The organism is Streptomyces sp. NPDC048751, from assembly GCF_043198595.1.
Classification (GTDB): Bacteria; Actinomycetota; Actinomycetes; order Streptomycetales; family Streptomycetaceae; genus Streptomyces.
Window position 1 is genome coordinate 151738 of the sequence record NZ_JBICUX010000005.1, and the last position, 16664, is coordinate 168401.

General features: G+C 68.6%; 14 protein-coding genes and 1 pseudogene. 7 read left to right on the forward strand and 8 right to left on the reverse strand.

Annotated elements, in window-relative coordinates; all coding sequences use genetic code 11:
• Positions 1–255: 255 nt before the first annotated feature.
• The gene (locus tag ACGFNV_RS18010; protein WP_393623539.1) at positions 256–1836 is read right to left on the reverse strand and encodes a SpoIIE family protein phosphatase; all 1581 of its coding nucleotides are present in this window, start codon (positions 1834–1836) and stop codon (positions 256–258) included.
• Positions 1833–2363, reverse strand: a complete 531-nt coding sequence (locus ACGFNV_RS18015) for a methanogen output domain 1-containing protein (protein ID WP_393623540.1) — start codon at positions 2361–2363, stop codon at positions 1833–1835. Before ACGFNV_RS18015 ends, ACGFNV_RS18010 begins: the two co-directional genes overlap by 4 nt.
• Before the next feature lie 268 nt (positions 2364–2631).
• Between ACGFNV_RS18015 and ACGFNV_RS18020 the strand changes: the two genes are divergently transcribed.
• From ACGFNV_RS18020 to ACGFNV_RS18040, 5 genes and pseudogenes are all read left to right on the forward strand, one after another.
• On the forward strand, positions 2632–3036 hold the full coding sequence (locus ACGFNV_RS18020) for an ATP-binding protein (protein ID WP_393623542.1): 405 nt from the start codon (positions 2632–2634) through the stop codon (positions 3034–3036).
• Between the two features lie 227 nt (positions 3037–3263).
• Positions 3264–3620: an STAS domain-containing protein gene (locus ACGFNV_RS18025; protein WP_393623544.1), complete on the forward strand. Its 357-nt coding sequence runs from the start codon at positions 3264–3266 to the stop codon at positions 3618–3620.
• Entirely contained in the window at positions 3620–4552 is a 933-nt protein-coding gene (locus ACGFNV_RS18030) for an anti-sigma factor RsbA family regulatory protein (protein ID WP_393623545.1), read from the forward strand. Before ACGFNV_RS18025 ends, ACGFNV_RS18030 begins: the two co-directional genes overlap by 1 nt.
• 125 nt (positions 4553–4677) lie before the next feature.
• Positions 4678–5526: an RNA polymerase sigma factor SigF gene (locus ACGFNV_RS18035; protein WP_393623547.1), complete on the forward strand. Its 849-nt coding sequence runs from the start codon at positions 4678–4680 to the stop codon at positions 5524–5526.
• Between the two features lie 181 nt (positions 5527–5707).
• Positions 5708–6336, forward strand: a pseudogene (locus ACGFNV_RS18040) (alpha/beta fold hydrolase); the annotation flags it as partial.
• Between the two features lie 98 nt (positions 6337–6434).
• Here the strand turns inward: ACGFNV_RS18040 and ACGFNV_RS18045 are convergent.
• The 3 genes from ACGFNV_RS18045 to ACGFNV_RS18055 form a co-directional block, all read right to left on the reverse strand.
• Positions 6435–6722: a hypothetical protein gene (locus tag ACGFNV_RS18045; protein WP_393623548.1), complete on the reverse strand. Its 288-nt coding sequence runs from the start codon at positions 6720–6722 to the stop codon at positions 6435–6437.
• Positions 6723–7028: 306 nt separating this feature from the next.
• Positions 7029–7397, reverse strand: a complete 369-nt coding sequence (locus ACGFNV_RS18050; RefSeq protein ID WP_030895169.1) for a hypothetical protein — start codon at positions 7395–7397, stop codon at positions 7029–7031.
• A 403-nt stretch (positions 7398–7800) separates the two neighbouring features.
• Positions 7801–9030: a flavin-containing monooxygenase gene (locus tag ACGFNV_RS18055; RefSeq protein ID WP_393623550.1), complete on the reverse strand. Its 1230-nt coding sequence runs from the start codon at positions 9028–9030 to the stop codon at positions 7801–7803.
• 195 nt (positions 9031–9225) lie between these two features.
• On the opposite strand from ACGFNV_RS18055, the gene ACGFNV_RS18060 reads away from it, so the two are divergent.
• Complete coding sequence (locus ACGFNV_RS18060; RefSeq protein WP_393623552.1) at positions 9226–9861, forward strand: ABC transporter ATP-binding protein; 636 nt, start codon at positions 9226–9228, stop codon at positions 9859–9861.
• The gene (locus ACGFNV_RS18065; protein WP_393623554.1) at positions 9858–10649 is read left to right on the forward strand and encodes a hypothetical protein; all 792 of its coding nucleotides are present in this window, start codon (positions 9858–9860) and stop codon (positions 10647–10649) included. The genes ACGFNV_RS18060 and ACGFNV_RS18065 overlap by 4 nt, the downstream gene beginning before the upstream one ends.
• Before the next feature lie 335 nt (positions 10650–10984).
• Here ACGFNV_RS18065 and ACGFNV_RS18070 read toward each other — a convergent pair whose 3' ends face one another.
• The 3 genes from ACGFNV_RS18070 to ACGFNV_RS18080 all read right to left on the reverse strand — a co-directional run bounded on the left by ACGFNV_RS18070 (position 10985) and on the right by ACGFNV_RS18080 (position 16593).
• Positions 10985–12751 (reverse strand): SpoIIE family protein phosphatase, encoded by a 1767-nt coding sequence (locus ACGFNV_RS18070; protein WP_393623556.1) that lies wholly within the window; start codon positions 12749–12751, stop codon positions 10985–10987.
• Between the two features lie 734 nt (positions 12752–13485).
• Positions 13486–16047 carry a GH32 C-terminal domain-containing protein gene (locus tag ACGFNV_RS18075; protein ID WP_393623557.1) on the reverse strand — a complete coding sequence of 854 codons (2562 nt, stop codon included), beginning with the start codon at positions 16045–16047 and terminating at the stop codon, positions 13486–13488.
• Between the two features lie 174 nt (positions 16048–16221).
• Positions 16222–16593 (reverse strand): hypothetical protein, encoded by a 372-nt coding sequence (locus ACGFNV_RS18080; RefSeq protein WP_393623558.1) that lies wholly within the window; start codon positions 16591–16593, stop codon positions 16222–16224.
• Positions 16594–16664: the final 71 nt, after the last annotated feature.

The following is a 16664-nucleotide window of genomic DNA, read 5'->3' on the forward strand; positions in this document are numbered from 1 at the left end:
CCCCGTCGGAACGGCCTCCGCCCGCCACAGGACAGGGGCGAGGTCTACCGGCCGCCTCGTCGAGGAGCGGCCCGTCGCCGTCGGCTGACGAGGGAAGGCGCCGGAAGACACTGGTCGGCATGGCGACTCAGGAGGCCAGGGAGTGTGTCGACGGCGCTGAGCGTTCTCGTTCTGCCAGGCACCGGCCTGCCGTGGGCAACGGCTCACGCTCTCCTCGGCGCCCCTATGCCCTGCTGTCGCTGAGCGGAGGCGCGCTCAGGAGGGTGAGGGGAAGCGGGCGGCGAGCAGGGCGCGGTCGTCGGGGAACGCCGCTTCGGGCTGGTGGTGCAGGAACCTGTCGCACAGCTCGGTGATGCTCAGGCTGCTGGTGGTGTGGGCGAACTCGGTCAGCCGTTCCATTCCTATGGCGAGGTCCTCGCGACGGCGCTCGATCAGGCCGTCGGTGTACAGCAGCAGGGTGTCGGTCTCGGTCACGGTGGTGTCGGCCTGACGGTAGCGGACGTTCCGGACGGGGCCGAGAGGCGGGGAGGTGGCGTGGTCGAGGTAGGCGCTGGTGCCGTCGGAGTGGATGAGCAGCGGCGGCGGATGGCCTGCCCTGGCGTAGGTCAGGGTGCGTGTCCGGCGATCGAAGACCAGGTAGCAGGCGGTGGCCATGCGGTTCGGATGGTAGCGGCTCAGGAAGGTGTTGAGCTCGTCCAGGACGGCGGTGGGGTCGGTGCCGCAGCGCGGCACGATGTTGCGCAGGGCGGCGGTGATCTGTGCCATGACGGTCGCTTCGTGCAGTCCGTGACCGGCGACGTCGCCGATGCTCAGGCCGATGTGATCGGAGTCCACGTCGTAGACGTCGTACCAGTCGCCGCCGACCGAGAGCAGGTCACTGCCCGGGGCGTAGCAGGTGGCCGACTCCAGACCGGGCAGCTGTGGCAGTTGGGGCAGCAGACTGAGCTGCAGGCGTTCGGCGACCCGGTGCTCGTGCTCGTGCAGCCCGGCCCGGCGCAGAGCCTGGGCGATCTGCTGGGCGACCGCTGTCACATGCTCGGGAGCGGTGGCGCTGAGCGAGCCGTAGACGATCAGCATGCCCAGGTGGACGCCGTCCGCCTCCAGGGACAGGGCCACGGGAACCGCGTCCGCGGCTTCACGAGTGAGCGGGCCGTCCGAGGAAGAGGGCCGGTCCAGGTCGGTCCAGCCGCCCGCGCCGACCGGAAGGCCGTTGTCCTCCGGCTGTAGGGGCGGTACCAGCCGTGACGAGTGCAGATAGAGCTCCGCCGCGGTGGCCCCCAGGGCTGCCGGCGCCACCTCGCTGACAGCGCGGGAGACCTCCGCGAGAGTGATCGCTCCGGCCAGGGCGGCGGTCAGGTCGTACAGGTGCTGCAACCGGGCACGGGCGGCCTGTTCGGCGGCCAGCAGCCGCGCCCGGTCCACTTCTGTGGCCCGGCGGAAGGCCACCTCCCGGTTCAGCGCCTCCACCTGCTGGCTGAGCACGACGAACTGGTCCGACGCCCCGGCCTCGACGAGATGCAGCTGCACGGCCGGCTGCGGGCCGTCCCACCACGTGGCCCGCGCCCCGTGACAGCGGAAGCGCCGCGTGCGGCCGTCGGCGTCCTTGAGGACCAGCGCGCCGGGCACGGGACTGCCGCTGCGCAGCCACACAGCCAACTGCTGACGCAGCTGCGGGGTGTCGTCCGGCCGTAGATCGAACACGCTGGCGCCCGGGCGCAGCCGGTCGTCACAGCGGCGGGCAGCCGGGTTGGCGGCCAGCACGCGGCCGTCGGCCCCGCACAACAGCACCGGATGGGGCAGCGGTCTGGTGATGGCCCGGAAGAGGCCAAGGGTCATGGAGCCACAGCCCGGTCGCCGAAGTACTCACGGCCACTCACCGTCTCGACATCCACGTCGGGCACCAGGTGCACCACCACCCGGCAGCCCGCGTCGCCGCGCGCGATGGTCTCCTCCAACTCCACGCGCGCGTAGCCCAGATTGCGGGCGGCGACGGTGCCGAAGACGTTGGACGTCATCATGCACATCGACTCCCGGCCCACCACCTTCTCCGCGAACGGGCACACCCGGTTGCCCAGCACGATCTTCGTCTCGTCGTGCTCGATGACGTAGAAGTCACCCTTGATACGACGCTTGAGGTCCACCAGCGCCTCGGCGACCTGCTCACCCATGAGACGGTCGGTTCCCAGTGCCTTGAGGTACATCTCGTCGATCTGCGTGCCGACGGCCTGCCCCACCAGGCTGACGTAGCCGGACGCCTCCTCCAGACCGATCACCGACTCCAGCGACGTCGCCAACTCACGCACCAGAGTGCGCAGGAACACATCACGGTCCAGCGGAATCTCCACATCCGAAATCTGTTCCATGCCGGCTCCCTCGTCCTCGGACCCCGGTGGCAGCGCGACCGGCGTGGCCTCATGTCGTGTGCGGGAATGATTCTGCCAGCGCACTCCAGGCCGCCACCACCAGTCCCGTCGACAGCGGCGATCAACCCTTCACAGGATCAGCCCGTCACCCGACGGACACAGATGGTTCACCTGGCAGACAGGGGTAACCCGGCAGACGACTGCGACCGGCTGTACGCAGCGCCAGCCGGCGGCAGAGCAGGGCCGCCACCCAGGCTGGAGGAACCTCGTGAACGGCGAACCGACCATCCCATCCTGCGAGTCGCGCTTCCCCGCTGTTACTGCGAGCATCGCGGCCGCCCGGCACTGGGTCCGCGACTGTGTGAAAGGTTTCGGCGGTCCGCTGCACCAGCACCGGATGATCCAGACCGCCGAACTGCTCGTCTCGGAACTGATCACCAATGCCATCCGCCACGGCGTCGGCCCACCCCTGATCCGGCTCACCTGGAACGGCCGGCTGCTGCGCATCGCGGTCAGCGATGACAGCGACCGCTGGCCGCGCATGCGTGCCACCAAGACCCCCGAGCCCGGCGGCTTCGGCATGCAGCTCCTCGAACGGCTCGCGCACCGCTGGGGCGTCACCCCGCGCCACCCCGGCAAAACGGTCTGGGCGGAACTCAGCCTCGCTCCCTGAGCTCGCCCTCCCGCCAAGCCTGAGTTGGCATGGGCGCCACTACAGGAGGACACGTACTCGGTCGCATGAGCTCCACCAGCTCACGTCATCGGGACCCGCGCAGGTCAGGCCCGGTCCGATTCTCTCGCGTGGCCGGACTGGGCGTCCGCCGTGCCTGACCGGGTATCGCGCAAGGCGATCGATATGAGCCGCCGTGCGGCCGAGCCCGGGGAACTGGGGGCAAAAGCGTGGATGTCGCACCTGGCGTGGGCGGGCCCTCCGCCGCGCCGCCACGTGAGGCGGTACTGCAGATCAATCCGTTGCCCGACAGTTCGGGGCTGGGGGCGATCGGGGAGATCAGCATGAACACACGGACGGTCTGGCAGCAGGCGCTGCAGCAACTGGTCGAGCGTGGCACGGACGTGTATCACGTGGATCTGTCCCGGGTGCGCTTCGTGGATGTGGCCGGCGTGACGGACCTTGCGGTCACCGCCCAGCGTCTCCCCGAGGGACAGCGGATCGTACTTCACCGACCTCCGGCGCAGCTGCCGCGCATCCTCGAACTCTTCTGGCCCGGGCTTTCCGTGATCGAGGTGGCTGCGTGATGACCACAGTGCCCTCGCACGAGCCGTTCGTGCACCCGGCGCTCTTCTACGAGGGGACCGACCAGTACGTCGCGGGAACGGTTCCCTTCCTGCGGGAAGGGCTGGACGCCGGTGAGCCCGCAGCCGTCGCAGCTCCGCCGGATCGTTTGAAGCTGATCCGCGAGGGGCTCGGTGAGCGAGCGGCACAGGTCCGTTTCATCGACATGACCCAGGCCGGCCGCAACCCGGGCCGCATCATCGCCAACGTGCTGCGCAAGTTCGCCGACGCCCAACCCGGCGCCCGCCGGGTCCGTATCATCGGCGAGCCGATCTGGCAGGGCCGTTCCGCCGACGAGTACCCGGCGTGCGTCCAGCACGAAGCGCTGATCAATGCCGCTTTCACCGGGCGCGCGGTGACCATCCTCTGTCCCTACGACGCTGGGCAACTAAGGCAGCAGGCGCTCCGTGACGCCCTGGCGACCCACCCGGTCGTCATCGACGCCGACGGTGAGAGGCAATCCACCGCCTACAGCCCCGAAGAGATCATTGCTCGCTACAACGAGCCCCTGCTCGCTCCACTCGATGCTGCGGCCTGTACCTTCGCCGCACCGACACTGCCCGAGACTCGCGACTTCGCCGTGTCCCGGGCGCGGGACCTGGGCGTGTCCGGCGTGAGCCTGGGCGACCTGGAACTCGTGGTGGCCGAGCTGACCACCAACAGCGTCGTCCACGGCGCCGGCTCGGGGACGCTGCGGATCTGGGCCGAGAGCGACCGCATCGTCTGCGAGGTCCACGACGGCGGACAGTTGACCGATCCGCTGGCCGGCCGCCGCCCGCCGAATCCCACGCAGCCCGGCGGCCGCGGACTCTTGCTGGTCCACCAACTCGCCGACCTCGTCCGTGTCCACACCGGCCCCGACGGCACCACCATTCGCTGCTACCTCCCCAGCTGACACGACCACGTAGCGAGCCTGCTCAACACAGCACAGGTATGGGTGCGGGCAGGCGGGGTAGGCGCTGCGCCGTCGGCCGTTTTGCAGGCGGTAGCGGTCGGCGCGAACTTTGGGAGGGGCACAGCATGGCGCTCATGAGCATTCCGGCGGCACTGGACGCACGAACGAGCGAGCTGCCGGAGGTCGCCGACCCCTCCCGGGTTGCGCCCAAAGACGCTCGCCAGCTCTCCAAGCTGTTCTTCGAACAGCTGACGGTCCTGGAAGAGGGCACGCCCGAGTACAGCTACGCCCGCAGCACACTGATCGAGATGAACATGTCCCTGGTCCGGTACGCGGCCGGCCGTTTCCGCAGCCGTGGCGCAGAGGAGATGGAGGACATCGTCCAGGTCGGCATGATCGGCCTGATCAAGGCCATCGACCGGTTCGAGCTGACGCGCGAAGTGGAGTTCACCTCCTTCGCGATCCCCTACATCGTGGGCGAGATCAAGCGGTTCTTCCGTGACACCACCTGGGCCGTACACGTGCCGCGCCGGCTGCAGGAAGCCCGCGTCCAGCTCGCCCGCGCCACCGAGGAACTGCGCAGCCGGCTCGGCCGCACCCCCACGGTCAAGGAACTGTCGGAGCTGATGAGCCTGCCCGAGGACGAGGTACGGGAAGCCCGACTTGCCGCCAACGGCTACAACTCCTCCTCCCTGGACGCCGCGATCGGCGGCAGCGAAGACGGCGAGAGCGCTCTGCAGGACTTCATCGGCGCCGAAGACCAGGCGCTGGAACTGGTGGAGGACTTCCACACCCTCGCCCCGCTTCTCGCCGAACTCGACGAGCGAGACCGGCAGATCATCCACATGCGGTTCGTGGAGGAACTCACCCAGGCCCAGATCGGCGAACACCTGGGCGTGTCCCAGATGCACGTCTCCCGACTCCTGGCACGGACCCTGGGCCGCCTGCGCGAAGGCATGCTCACTCAGCGCTGAGACCACCGGCAAAAGCGACGCCAGGTCCGCAAAGTCCGCCGAGGGACGTCGGCCAGAACCGGGCGACTGTGCTGCCGTCGAGGTGGGCGGTTGCCGAAGTCGGCCGATGAAGACGCCGGACGAAATGTGGATGATTCTGGGCGCAATAGGACTACCCGACTGGTCTGAGAGACTCCCGATCATGCATATCGCCCGCAGGAACAATGTCACCGTCACCGGTAACCCGCACGGGCGGACGGTGATGCTGGCTCATGGCTTCGGGTGCGATCAGGGCTGACACTGCCCGCGCTGGTGGAGGACTACCGGTTGGTGCTGTTCGACTACGTCGGCTCGGGTCGCTCGGATGCGGCCGCGTTCTCGGAGGACCGCTACGCCTCTCTGACCGGTTACGCCCAGGACGTGGTGGAGGTCTGCGAGGCGCTCGATCTGCGCGACGCTGTGTTCGTGGGACATTCGGTCAGCGCGATGATCGGCGTGCTGGCGGCCGGCATGGCTCCGGAGCGGATCGGGGCGCATGTGATGGTCGCTCCGTCTCCGCGGTACATCGACGATGACGGCTACCGGGGCGGGTCCAGCGCCGAGGATATCGACGGGCTGCTCGAGTCGCTGGACTCGAACTATCTGGGCTGGTCGGCAGCGATGGCCCCGGTGATCATGGGCAACGCCGATCGGCCCGACCTCGTCGACGAACTCAAGAACAGCTTCTGCGCCACAGACCCGGACATGGCGCGCGTCTTCGCCCGCACCACGTTCCTCCTCAACTCGCGGGACGACCTGAAGGGCGTGCACGTGCCCACCCTGGTCTACGAGGGCGCACCGTGCGGATACCTGTCCACAGTGTGACCAGTGTTCCTGGCACTGCCTCGGAAGGGCGCCACCGACGAGTTTCCCGGGGAGGCGATGATGCCTTACTTTCCGTTGACGTTGAGGATGCCCGAAGCGATCGCGAAGATGCCTGCGTCGAGGTCTTGGATATCAGCGAACGACTTGGTGATGCCGTATTTCCGCAGAACTCCTTCTGTAATCGCGACGAGTTCGCTGAGACCGGGGCCCACCGGGCCTTCGGCGACCTGAGCGGGAGTCGCTGGGGCGCCGCTGAGGGACATCGGGGCTTCGGGTCCGGCCTGGGCGGGAGTCGCCAGGAACAGGGGCATGGACGCGAGGGCCAGGGCCCCCAGTGCGGTGCGTGGCTTCATGGTGTGATCAACGGTCCACGGGACCGAGGGACACGCATCCCGCCACCGACTCTTGCAGGTCAAGCCCGGGTCGTTTGGTGCCGTGCATCGCAAGGCAGAGCGGCCCTTTCTTGTACGCGCACGGAGACAGGGCCTCTCGGTAGCTCGGGCATGCAAATCCGACCGAGCAGTGGGGGGAAGATCTGGTGTCCTTGTTGTACGTGTCCGAGCCGGTCCAGTTCAACTCGGCCGCTACGGCCACCACTCCCGATGCCCGGTCCGGCCCAGCAGGCCGGACCGGGCATCGGGTCATAGGGGCTGCCTGGGTCACGCCTCGGCCACTTGGAGCAGCCAACTGACCGGGATGTCGTCCTCGGTGTCGCTCGCGCTCTTCCTGACGCGGCCGATGGCGATCTTTTGCGTGCTCGTCGGGAGCTTCGCGCCGTTGTGGACCCGGCCGCCTGCCTGCGTGACGTTCAGGTCCACGGCGGCGCTCCAGTTGGAGCCGTCGTGCCAGTTCACCTTGATCTTTGCATCTCCCCAGGCGGAGCCGAAGCTGATCCACATGTCGCCCGACCAGCCGGCCTGGTTGGCCGCCGGGACTGCCAGGACGATGCCGTACTTGTAGTGGATGAGCCCGCCGCTCTCAGTGAACGCGAAGCCGGGGGGAATCTCGCCGGTCTGGAAGTTCGCCATTCAGTGCCCCTTGCTTGTCGCTGCTCCGGTGCCGCGGGAAGCGACGCCGCACCGCAGCCCGCAGACCACGGCACGAACCACGCTAGGGACGCATTCAGGTCCCTCCTCAACTCCCGCGGCCAAACCACCAGTTGAGTGGTAGTGCAAGCATGCCCAGATCATCCGCTCCGCTCCTGCGCTCCCGGATGCCCCCTGCTGCACCCCAGGGAGCGGCTGGCCCCTTCGGCCGTCGGACGGGGCCCAGGGTCTGCTGCGGAAGCGGATCTTGGTTGTGGATGATCACGCATCGTGGGCACGGTGAAGCTGCTCTCCGCCGAAGCGCGCAGCCCTGTCTCCACCGTCACCTCGGCGTCCAATCGCCCTGCGGGGAACGCCGCAGAAGGGCCAGGCTTGCGAACCGCCGTCAGCTCGACGCGCGCCCTTTGTTGAGTGCGTCGGCCGGGCGGTCGCCAAGCCGGGGGGCGGGGAGGGTGGCCCGCGCCTTCTCGTGGCGGAACGCGCGGGCGATGGCGCGCGCCTCGATGCCCGCCTGGCGAAGGACACCCGTGAGGGGATTGGTGAATCCGGCGAAGTACAGGCGCGGGGCTTCAGGATGGGTCCGTGCCCCTGCGGCGAGGGGATGCCCGGCCTCGTCGAGCACGCCCAGGGACCCGACCAGGTCGTGCAGGTCGGGCCGGTAGCCGGTGGCGGCGATGACCGTGTCGGGTCGCAGGCGTGTGCCGTCGGCCAGCACTACCTCGGGGCCCTCGAACGCCTGGACGGCCGCGACCGGCTCGACCCGACCGGACCGGACGGCGTCCACGAAGCCGTGGTCGAGCACGGGGTTGACCCCTTCGCGGGCATTGCGGGTGTACAGGCCGATGCGGGGCCGGGGCAGTCCCCGTGAGGTCAGGTCGGGCACCGCGAGACGCTGGGTGAGCAGGGAGGTGCGATCGCGCCACGCGAGGGGGAGGGCCTCCGTAAGTCGGCCGGCAGCATGCCATCGGGCGCTGGAGCGGGGCAGGATGTTGGGTGGGGTACGGACTGCGATCCGTACCCGCCCGGCTCCGCCCCCGGCCAGGACACTCGCGATCTCGGTACCGCTGTTACCGGCGCCGACCACCAGGACGTCCTGCCCGCGGTAGGGGGCCGGAGAGCGGTAGTGGGCCGAGTGCAGCAGGGTGCCGGTGAACGTCGAACGCCCGGGCCAGCGGGGGAGGTCAGGGGTATGGCAGCGGCCGGTGGCCACCACGACCGCGCCAGTGGGCACGGGTCCGGCGGGGGTGTGGACCAGCCACTGTGCTCCCGAACCGGGCTCGGCCCGTTCGACGCGCTGCACCGGGGTGGTCACACGGACGTCGAGTCGGTGATGGGCTGCGTAGCGCTCCAGGTATCGCACATAGTCGTCCCGGCTCACCCACGGGCCCGCCTGGCGCGGCACCGGCAGGCCGGGGAGCTTCGACGTGCCGGGAGTGGTGTGCAGGCGTAGGTGGTCATAGCGCTGCGCCCAGCTCGCTCCCACGCCGTGCGACCGTTCCAGGATCACGGTCGGTTCTCCGGAGCGGTTCAGTAGCGCGGCGACCGCCAGGCCGTGGGGGCCGGCTCCGATCACGATCGTGGGAGCGCTGAGGTCTCGTTGGGGTGTCTGCGGCATCGCCTCCTACAACGGCAGACCGCGGCGTACGTCACGCCCAACTGGCTGGTACAGAGGACCGGGTGACCGCCGTTACACCGGCGGTACGGACTCGTTGGACACCGGGCAGCAGACGTTGTGCGGAGGATCGGTCCGCCCAGGGCCGGACCGTCCGGGTCGGCTCGTTACATCTGTCCGATCTTTCGAGGGGCTCATGTGCAGGCAGTAACGACGCGCCACCGGCCACGGCTGCGGATCAGCGGAGTCTGCAAGGCGTTCGGCGGCAGGCAGGTCCTGCGCGATGTGGATCTTGACGTGTATGCCGGAACGCTGGTGGGAGTCGTCGGCGAGAACGGGGCGGGAAAGAGCACTCTGTTGCAGATCGCCGTGGGACACCTCGCACCCGACCGCGGAACGGCGGCACGGACCGGGGTGGTTGGGTACTGCCCGCAACGGGCGGTACTGAACGACGGGTTCACCGTCGGACAGCATCTGCGGTTGTTCCAGATGGCCTATCGGCTGCCGACACTGGAGCGCGCCGGCGAGCTGATGGAACTGCTGGCGTTGACCGGCTGCCGACGACAGCAGGTCGGCGAACTCAGTGGTGGCACGCGGCAGAAGCTGAACCTGCTGATCGCCCTCATGCACGATCCGCAGTTGCTGGTCCTGGACGAGCCCTACCAGGGCTTCGACTGGGACACCCATCAGCGGTTCTGGACCCTGGCCGCCGACCTGCGTGATCAGGGCCGGTCGATCATCGTGGTCTCTCACCTGCTGCACGACCTGCACCACTTCGACGCGATCGCTCACCTGCGCCAGGGCCGTCTGCACTTCGAGGAGACCGACCGTTGAGGCTCTCCTGGACGGCATTCACCGAACTGCTGCGCTGTACTCTGCTGGGTCACCTGCGCAACCGGCTGGCCCTGGTTCTGGCGGTCGCGTTCATCCCCATCTGGATCGCTGTGGCACGCCTGTGCACCTCCGACCAAGTGGTGCGCATCCGGCTGGACGCCATCAGCGCCCCCCTCTCCGCTCCGGCCAGCCAGGTGGGGCAGGTGGCCAGCGCGCTGGGCGCCGTCACCATGGTCGCCGGCTTCATCACCTTCACCGAGACCTTCCAATCGCGGCAGATGGACCGCCGTCTGCTGCTGGCCGGTTACCCCCGGCTGCCGATGCTGCTGGCGAAGCTTGCCGCCGTCGCCCTCACCGCCGCCCTGTTGGCCTTCTACACCACGATCGTGCTGTGGGTCTCGCTGCCCGTACGCCACACATCACCCCTGGCGCTGGCCCTCGCGGGCGCCGGCCTCGTCTACGGCGGGATCGGCCTTCTGCTCGGCTCTCTGGTCCGCGGCGAGCTGGAGGGCTTCTTCCTCATCATCATGCTCAGCCTGGTCGACACCGGCCTGCAGAATCCCGTCTTCAACACACTCATGGATGTGGCGGGCGTATCCGCCCTCCCTCTGTACGGCGTGAACCAGCTGGCGCTGAGCTCAACCCTCACTCCCCAGAGCGCCTGGTCCCCTGGCTTGCTCTCCCTCGCCTGGTCCGCAGCGACCGGCGCCCTGGCACTACTCGTCCTCCACACTCACCGCCCTTCCCGCGCCCCGTGGTCCCGCAGGACGAGAGTCCAGGCAGGGTGATCACGGTGAGGACGGTCTTCCTCGATCAGTGTCCTGCTGCGCCGAGTCGCCGTCGAAGGTGATGCCCATACGCCGGAGCAGACCTGGACACCAGGGCGCCCGATACCCGCGCGCAGCGCAAGGACCTGCCGTACCCCCTCACCAACCAGTTTCTCCTGACCGCCCCCGACCTACACGGCGCCCGTCCTCCTCGGCGAACGGCCATGCGGACACTGCGTTCTGGCCCCGCTCACCGGCGGGGCAGTGCAGGGCCTCCCGCCGCGCGAAGCTTTCGCGCGGCGGGAGAGAGGCGTTCGAAGCCTCAGCCCCCCGGCTGAGGAACTTCGACGGCCCCCTCAACCCCACTCGATCTGCCTCCCGCGCGGGTCAGGCGGGTCATACGGAAGGGGGGTACGCAGCGCGATCATGGCGACGTCGTCATCGTTGTCGCTGGGGCGGACCTGGTCCAGCAGCAAGTCGCAGAATGAGTCGAGGGGGCGGTGGGCGAGGGAGGCCGCGTGTCGGCGCAGCCGGTCCAGTCCATGATCGATGGAGTGGTGCGGGGATTCGACCAGTCCGTCGGTGTAGAGCAGGAGTGTGGCCTGGGGTGGCAGGACGGTGACGGCGTCGGGGCGAGGGCCGGTGACTCCGGTGCCGAGGAGTATGCCGTGAGCCTCGTCGAGGTAGCTGGTCTGACCGTCGTGGGCGATGAGCAGGGGCGGCGGGTGCCCGGCGTTCGTCCAGCGTAGGCGCCACAGTGTGTCGTCGCCGAGTGTGAGCCTGGCGAGGATCATGGTGGCCATGGGTACCTCGGCTATGTGCATCACTGCCTCGTCGAGCCGAGTGACGACGGCGCTGGGTGTGGCCTCGGGGTGGGACCAGGCGAAGGCGCGCAGCATGTTGCGGACCTGCGCCATGCCGGCTGCGGCGTCGAGATCGTGCCCGACGACGTCGCCGATGGCCAGTGCGTGGGCGTGGGCGGCCAGAGCGAACGCGTCGTACCAGTCACCGCCCACGGATGAGGCGTCCGGAGCGGGTACGTAGCGCGCGGTCATCTCCAGTCCGGGCAGGACGGGAAGCTGGGGCAGCAGGTGGCGTTGCATGGTCTCGGCGACTTTGCGCTGGCGCTGGTACAGGCGCGCGTTGTCCAGCGCCAGGCCCGCCCGGCGGGTGAGGTCCTCCAGCAGCGGCAGGTCGGCAGGGGTGAAGGCGTCATGACGCTGGGCGCGGCCCAGGGTCAGGGCGCCGAGTACGTCGCGCAGTCCGCGAATGGGTGCGATGGCGGCGGAGTGCATTCCTGTCGCGGTGAACAGGCGCTGCTGCTCGACCGCTATGCCGGAGTCGGGCGGACCTTGGTAGGTGGCGGGGCCGGCGAGTGAGGAGGCTGCGCCGCGCAGGGCCCGTGACAGGGGCATCGGTGACTCTGCCGGCACGGGAGGCATCGGGCCTTGCAGGTCGTCCCGCTCGACGAGAATGCCGTCCTTGTGCTCCATCACGAGAACGCGTCGCACTTCATCACGTTCGGTGAGCAGGTCGAACACGGCCCAGTCCGCGAGCCGGGGCACGGTAAGGGCCGCCAGTCGGTGCAGCGCCTCGTCGACGTCCAGGGTGGATGTGAGCTGCGTGGTCGTCTCCGCCAGCAGGGCCAAACGGTCCAGTTCCGTCAGCGGCGCGGAGTGCCCGCCCTCGCTGTGGCGAACGTCCGGCTGCTCCGGCGCGTACAGCATCGCCAGTGCACCTGTCCCGCCCGGAGCGGGTGCGTAGGGCGTGACCAGCCAGGACAGCTGGACGAGAGTGCCGTCCCCGCGGGCGAACCACTCGGCGTCGCCATGCCTGGTGTCCCCCGTGAGGAGCGCCTTCCTCATCCGGCAGCGCGTGCGCGGCACCGAGTGCCCGTATCTGTCCCGGTGCAGCAGGTCGTGGAAGTCCTGACCGACGAGTTCTGAGTCTTCCCTGCCCAGCAGGCTTCGGGCTGCGCTGTTGACCGCGACGATGAGGCCGTCATCATCGACCGCGATGGCGGCCTCCTGCAGGTTTTCCAGCGTTCCGCCGAGCAGGGTGCCAGAACGCGCCTGATCCCCGGACAGGCCACTTTCCCTGCCGGGTGCGGCGACGTCGTCCATGTCTCTCCTCCGCTCAAGCCCGAATCGGCTCGCGTACCCCGATCGGATCCCGGCATGCATCGACGGCTCGTTTTCCCTGCTGTGACTGTTCGGATCACCTCCTGGTGGTGCAGGAGGAAGCTGTCCTCGAGGTCCTGAGAGCCGGTCGCGAGTGATCAATAACAGTCCCTGAGCTGGCGTTCTTCGTGACTCTTCCGGGCCGACCTCTGAACGCTCTGCCTCGGCTTCGTGAGGGGCGGTGGGGGACATGTCTTGCGCTCGTTCGACGCTGCTTCTGATGGGGCGTCACGCGGCTCGTTCGACTGGCTGTCAAGCCCGCGAAGGTCCTGTTCGGCGTTCGCGGTGTCGGTCTCCGCGGTTTCCGACGCGCGGTTGAGGCGCAGGGCCAGTAGGACCAGGAGGTCAGAAGACGTCCCCGAGGCCGGTGACCGGGGCGCGCGTATCGAGTCGTGATCAACTGTCTACTTCGCCCGCCGCCCATCGCGGTCTCGGCTGAGCCTGGTTCGGCTCGAGGGCAGACGGTGGCAGTTCCGGACTCCGCTCTCGCGGCGGGGTCTGGTCCGGTAGGTCTCCTTGTGTGACGCGAGTGCAACTGACGGACGCGGAGTGGGAGTTCATCGGGCCGTACCTGCCGATCGGCGAGTACGGCCCCGTACCCCGAGCGGCTGCGGCAGCAGTTCTAGGGTGTGATCTGGCGGTTCTTCACGGGCCCGTGTCCTTGTCGGTTGTGGGTATCACTTGTGGGCGGAGCCGAGGTGCCAGACGACGGCCTTGTCCAGCTTCACCGTGCCGTTCTCGGCGAAGACCTGCACGCCCTGGCTGGCGGGGTCGGGGAAGATCTGATCGGTGATCACGGCCTCGCCACTGCCGCCGAAGACCTCGACGGACGACCAGTCGACGAGGATCCGCAGCCTGACCTTGCCGTCCTTCGCCTTCAGCGGTGCGGTCTGGACGCCGGGGAAGGTGCTGTTGAAGTCGACTGCGCCGGAGCGGCTGCGGTCGACGTACAGCTCCTGTGTCGTGGTGTCGTAGCCGATGACGGTCTCCTCACCGTTCGCACCCGTGCGCACCTTCAGGCCAAAGCGTTCGGCGTCCTTGGGGGAGAAGGTCGCCTCGATGTCGAGGGCCTTGCCCTTCGCCGCTGGGCCGATCAGGGTCTTGGAGGTGTCCTCGACGGTGGTGCCGATCGCGGACGCAGGGTGTCCCTGCCGCAGGGACGTCACGCTGTTCACGGGCTGGCTGGTCAGCCGGATGCGGCCGTCGACGGTGCGCAGGGCCATCTCCCGGGGGATGCTCTGGGCGCCGCGCCAGGGCGAGGTGGGGATGGCGCCGCTGTAGTCCCAGTTGTTCATCCAGCCGATCATGTACCGCTTGCCGCCCGGCGCGTTCTCCCAGGAAACGGCCGCGTAGTAGTCCTTGCCGTAGTCGGCCCAGCCGGCGCGCTGGACGACGGACTTCGCGGGAGTGTCGGATTCGGTGAACCGGTCGGCGAGGATGTGGCCCCAGCCGGCGGTGTTCCTGTCGACGATCTGGATCTGCGCCTCCTTGCCGGCGTAGGGGCGCATGTCGAAGGAGGCCCAGTCCAAGGTCTCGCTGTTGGCGCCGGTGGCGCTGCGGACGACCTTGCCGTCGACGATCAGGTTGACAGACGTCTCCTGGGAGACGGGCTGGGCCTGGGCGTCCGAGAGCATGATGTGGTCGACGTCGAGGTGGCCCCAACCGCCGCTGTTGTCGTCGACGATCTTGATCTGGGCCTTCTTGCCGGCGAGGTCCTTGACGTCCCAGGAGGCCCAGTGGAGTGCCTCGCCGTCCTGTCCGGTGGTGCTGCGGACCACCTGGCCGTCGACGAGGAGTTCGACGGCGGTCGGGTTGTCGGAGCCGACGGGGTGGTTGCCGCCGCCGACCAGGAAGTTGACGTGGTCCTTGTCGATGGTGAACTCGGGTGAGGTGAGGGTGCCGGTGGTGGAGTCGCCGTTGCGGTGGGTGTTGACCAGGCCGCTTCCCAGGAAGCCGGAGACCTCCTGCTGGTTGGGAAGGGTGCCGGTGGCCGGTGCGGTGCCGAAGGCGTCCCCGGTGGCCGTCCAACCACCGTAGGTGCCGCCCTCGAAGTCGGCGAGGACCGTACCCGCGGGTGGCGGACCCTGCTCCATCTCGGTTCCGTCCACGTGCGGGTGCCGACCACCGCCGACCTTGAAGTTCAGGTACTTGCTGTCGACGGTGAAGGAGGGCGACGTCAGGGCGCCGGTGGTGCCGTCGCCCGAGTGGAAGCTGTTGGCGAGGCCCTTGCCGTCGTAGCCGGAGACGGCCCCCTGTCCGTCCACCGCCCCGGCTGCCGGCGCCGTGCCGAAGGCGGTGCCCGTGGTCGTCCACGATCCGAAGTCCGTGCTCTCGAAGTCCTGCACCACCGTGCCGGTGGGCGGGTTGTAGGTGCCCTTGTCGTCGGCGGTGAACCTCTTGCCGTCGTAGTCGCCGACGAAGTACTGGGCGGCCGAACCGCCCGCGATGCCACCGGGGTTGACGTTGACGACCAGGACCCACTTGGTCTTCTTCGGGTCCCCGTCGACCGCGAGGGGGAACAGGTCGGGGCACTCCCACACGCCGCCCGTCGCGCCGGCCGGCCCGAACTCGCTCTGCAACCTCCAGTCCTTGAGGTTCTTCGACGAGTAGAACTGCACCTTGTGCTCGGCGGACAGCGACACCGTCATGAGCCAGCTCTTCGTCGGCTCGTACCACTGGACCTTGGGGTCGCGGAAGTCCTTGGAGCCGATGTCGATGACGGCGTTGCCCTGGTACTTGGTCCAGGTACGGCCGCGGTCGGTGCTGTAGGCGATCGACTGTGCCTGGACGCCTGTGCTCTTGTTGTGACTGGTGTAGATCGCGACCATGGGCGGGTTCTTCTTCGTGCCGAACCTGGTGGTGTTGTCCCAATCGACGACCGCACTGCCGGAGAACACCATCTCGTTGTCGTCGTACGACAGGGCGAGCGGCAGCTGCTTCCAGTGCACCAGGTCCGTGCTCACCGCGTGGCCCCAGGAGATGTCACCCCAGGAGTTGCCGTTGGGGTTGTACTGGTAGAAGAGGTGATACTCGCCCTCGTAGTACACGAGGCCGTTGGGGTCGTTCAGCCAGTTCCGCTCCGCGGTGAAGTGGAACTGGGGTCGGTAGGTCTCGGAGTACGGCGGGGTGTCGGCGGCGAGGTCCTGAGGGGTGAGCGGAGCGGCGGACAGAGCGCAGAAGGTCGCCACCGACGCCATCATCCGCACGCAAGCATCCCGGGACACACGTCCAGAACTCATGGTGTCTCCTGTGCTGTGGCTCCACTGGGCCGAGCCTGGAGCTCGGCGCGGACCGACCGGAGGTGACGCCCTGGTCGGCGTCGACGTCCACGTAGCCGACCAGGAGTGTCATCGTGGACTGGTGTCAACGATGACATCGAGTGGCCCGATGATGCGCGGGATCCCGCCAGCGCGTCAACGGTTCAGGCGGATTCGGCCGACGCGGCCCGCCCGCCTGTCAGGCACCACCGGCGTTCGCCCACTGCGCCAACCGGTTCGGACACGGCGGGTTGGGCCCCGCCTGATCCGCTGGTGGTCCGCAGGCAGGACGGACGCTGCCATCGCCTCGGCCCGTCGCGGAACCACCGACCCCGCCACCGCGCTCCTCACCGGCTCCGCGGCCACAGAAGGCGGCTCGGCCAGCACCTCGGCCGCCGTCACACGGGCATCCGCCAGACGCTGAAGTGCGGGTTCCTCCTCACCCAGCGCGGCCTGCACCCGCAGCCGTGCCATCTTTTCCCGGACCTTCTTCTCCCGGGCCTCCAGCAGACCGAGCACCGACGGCACCAGCCACCTCCACAAGCGAGACGAACGGACGAACCACGCCCACCTGTTCCACAAAGGCCGAAGTTCATTCC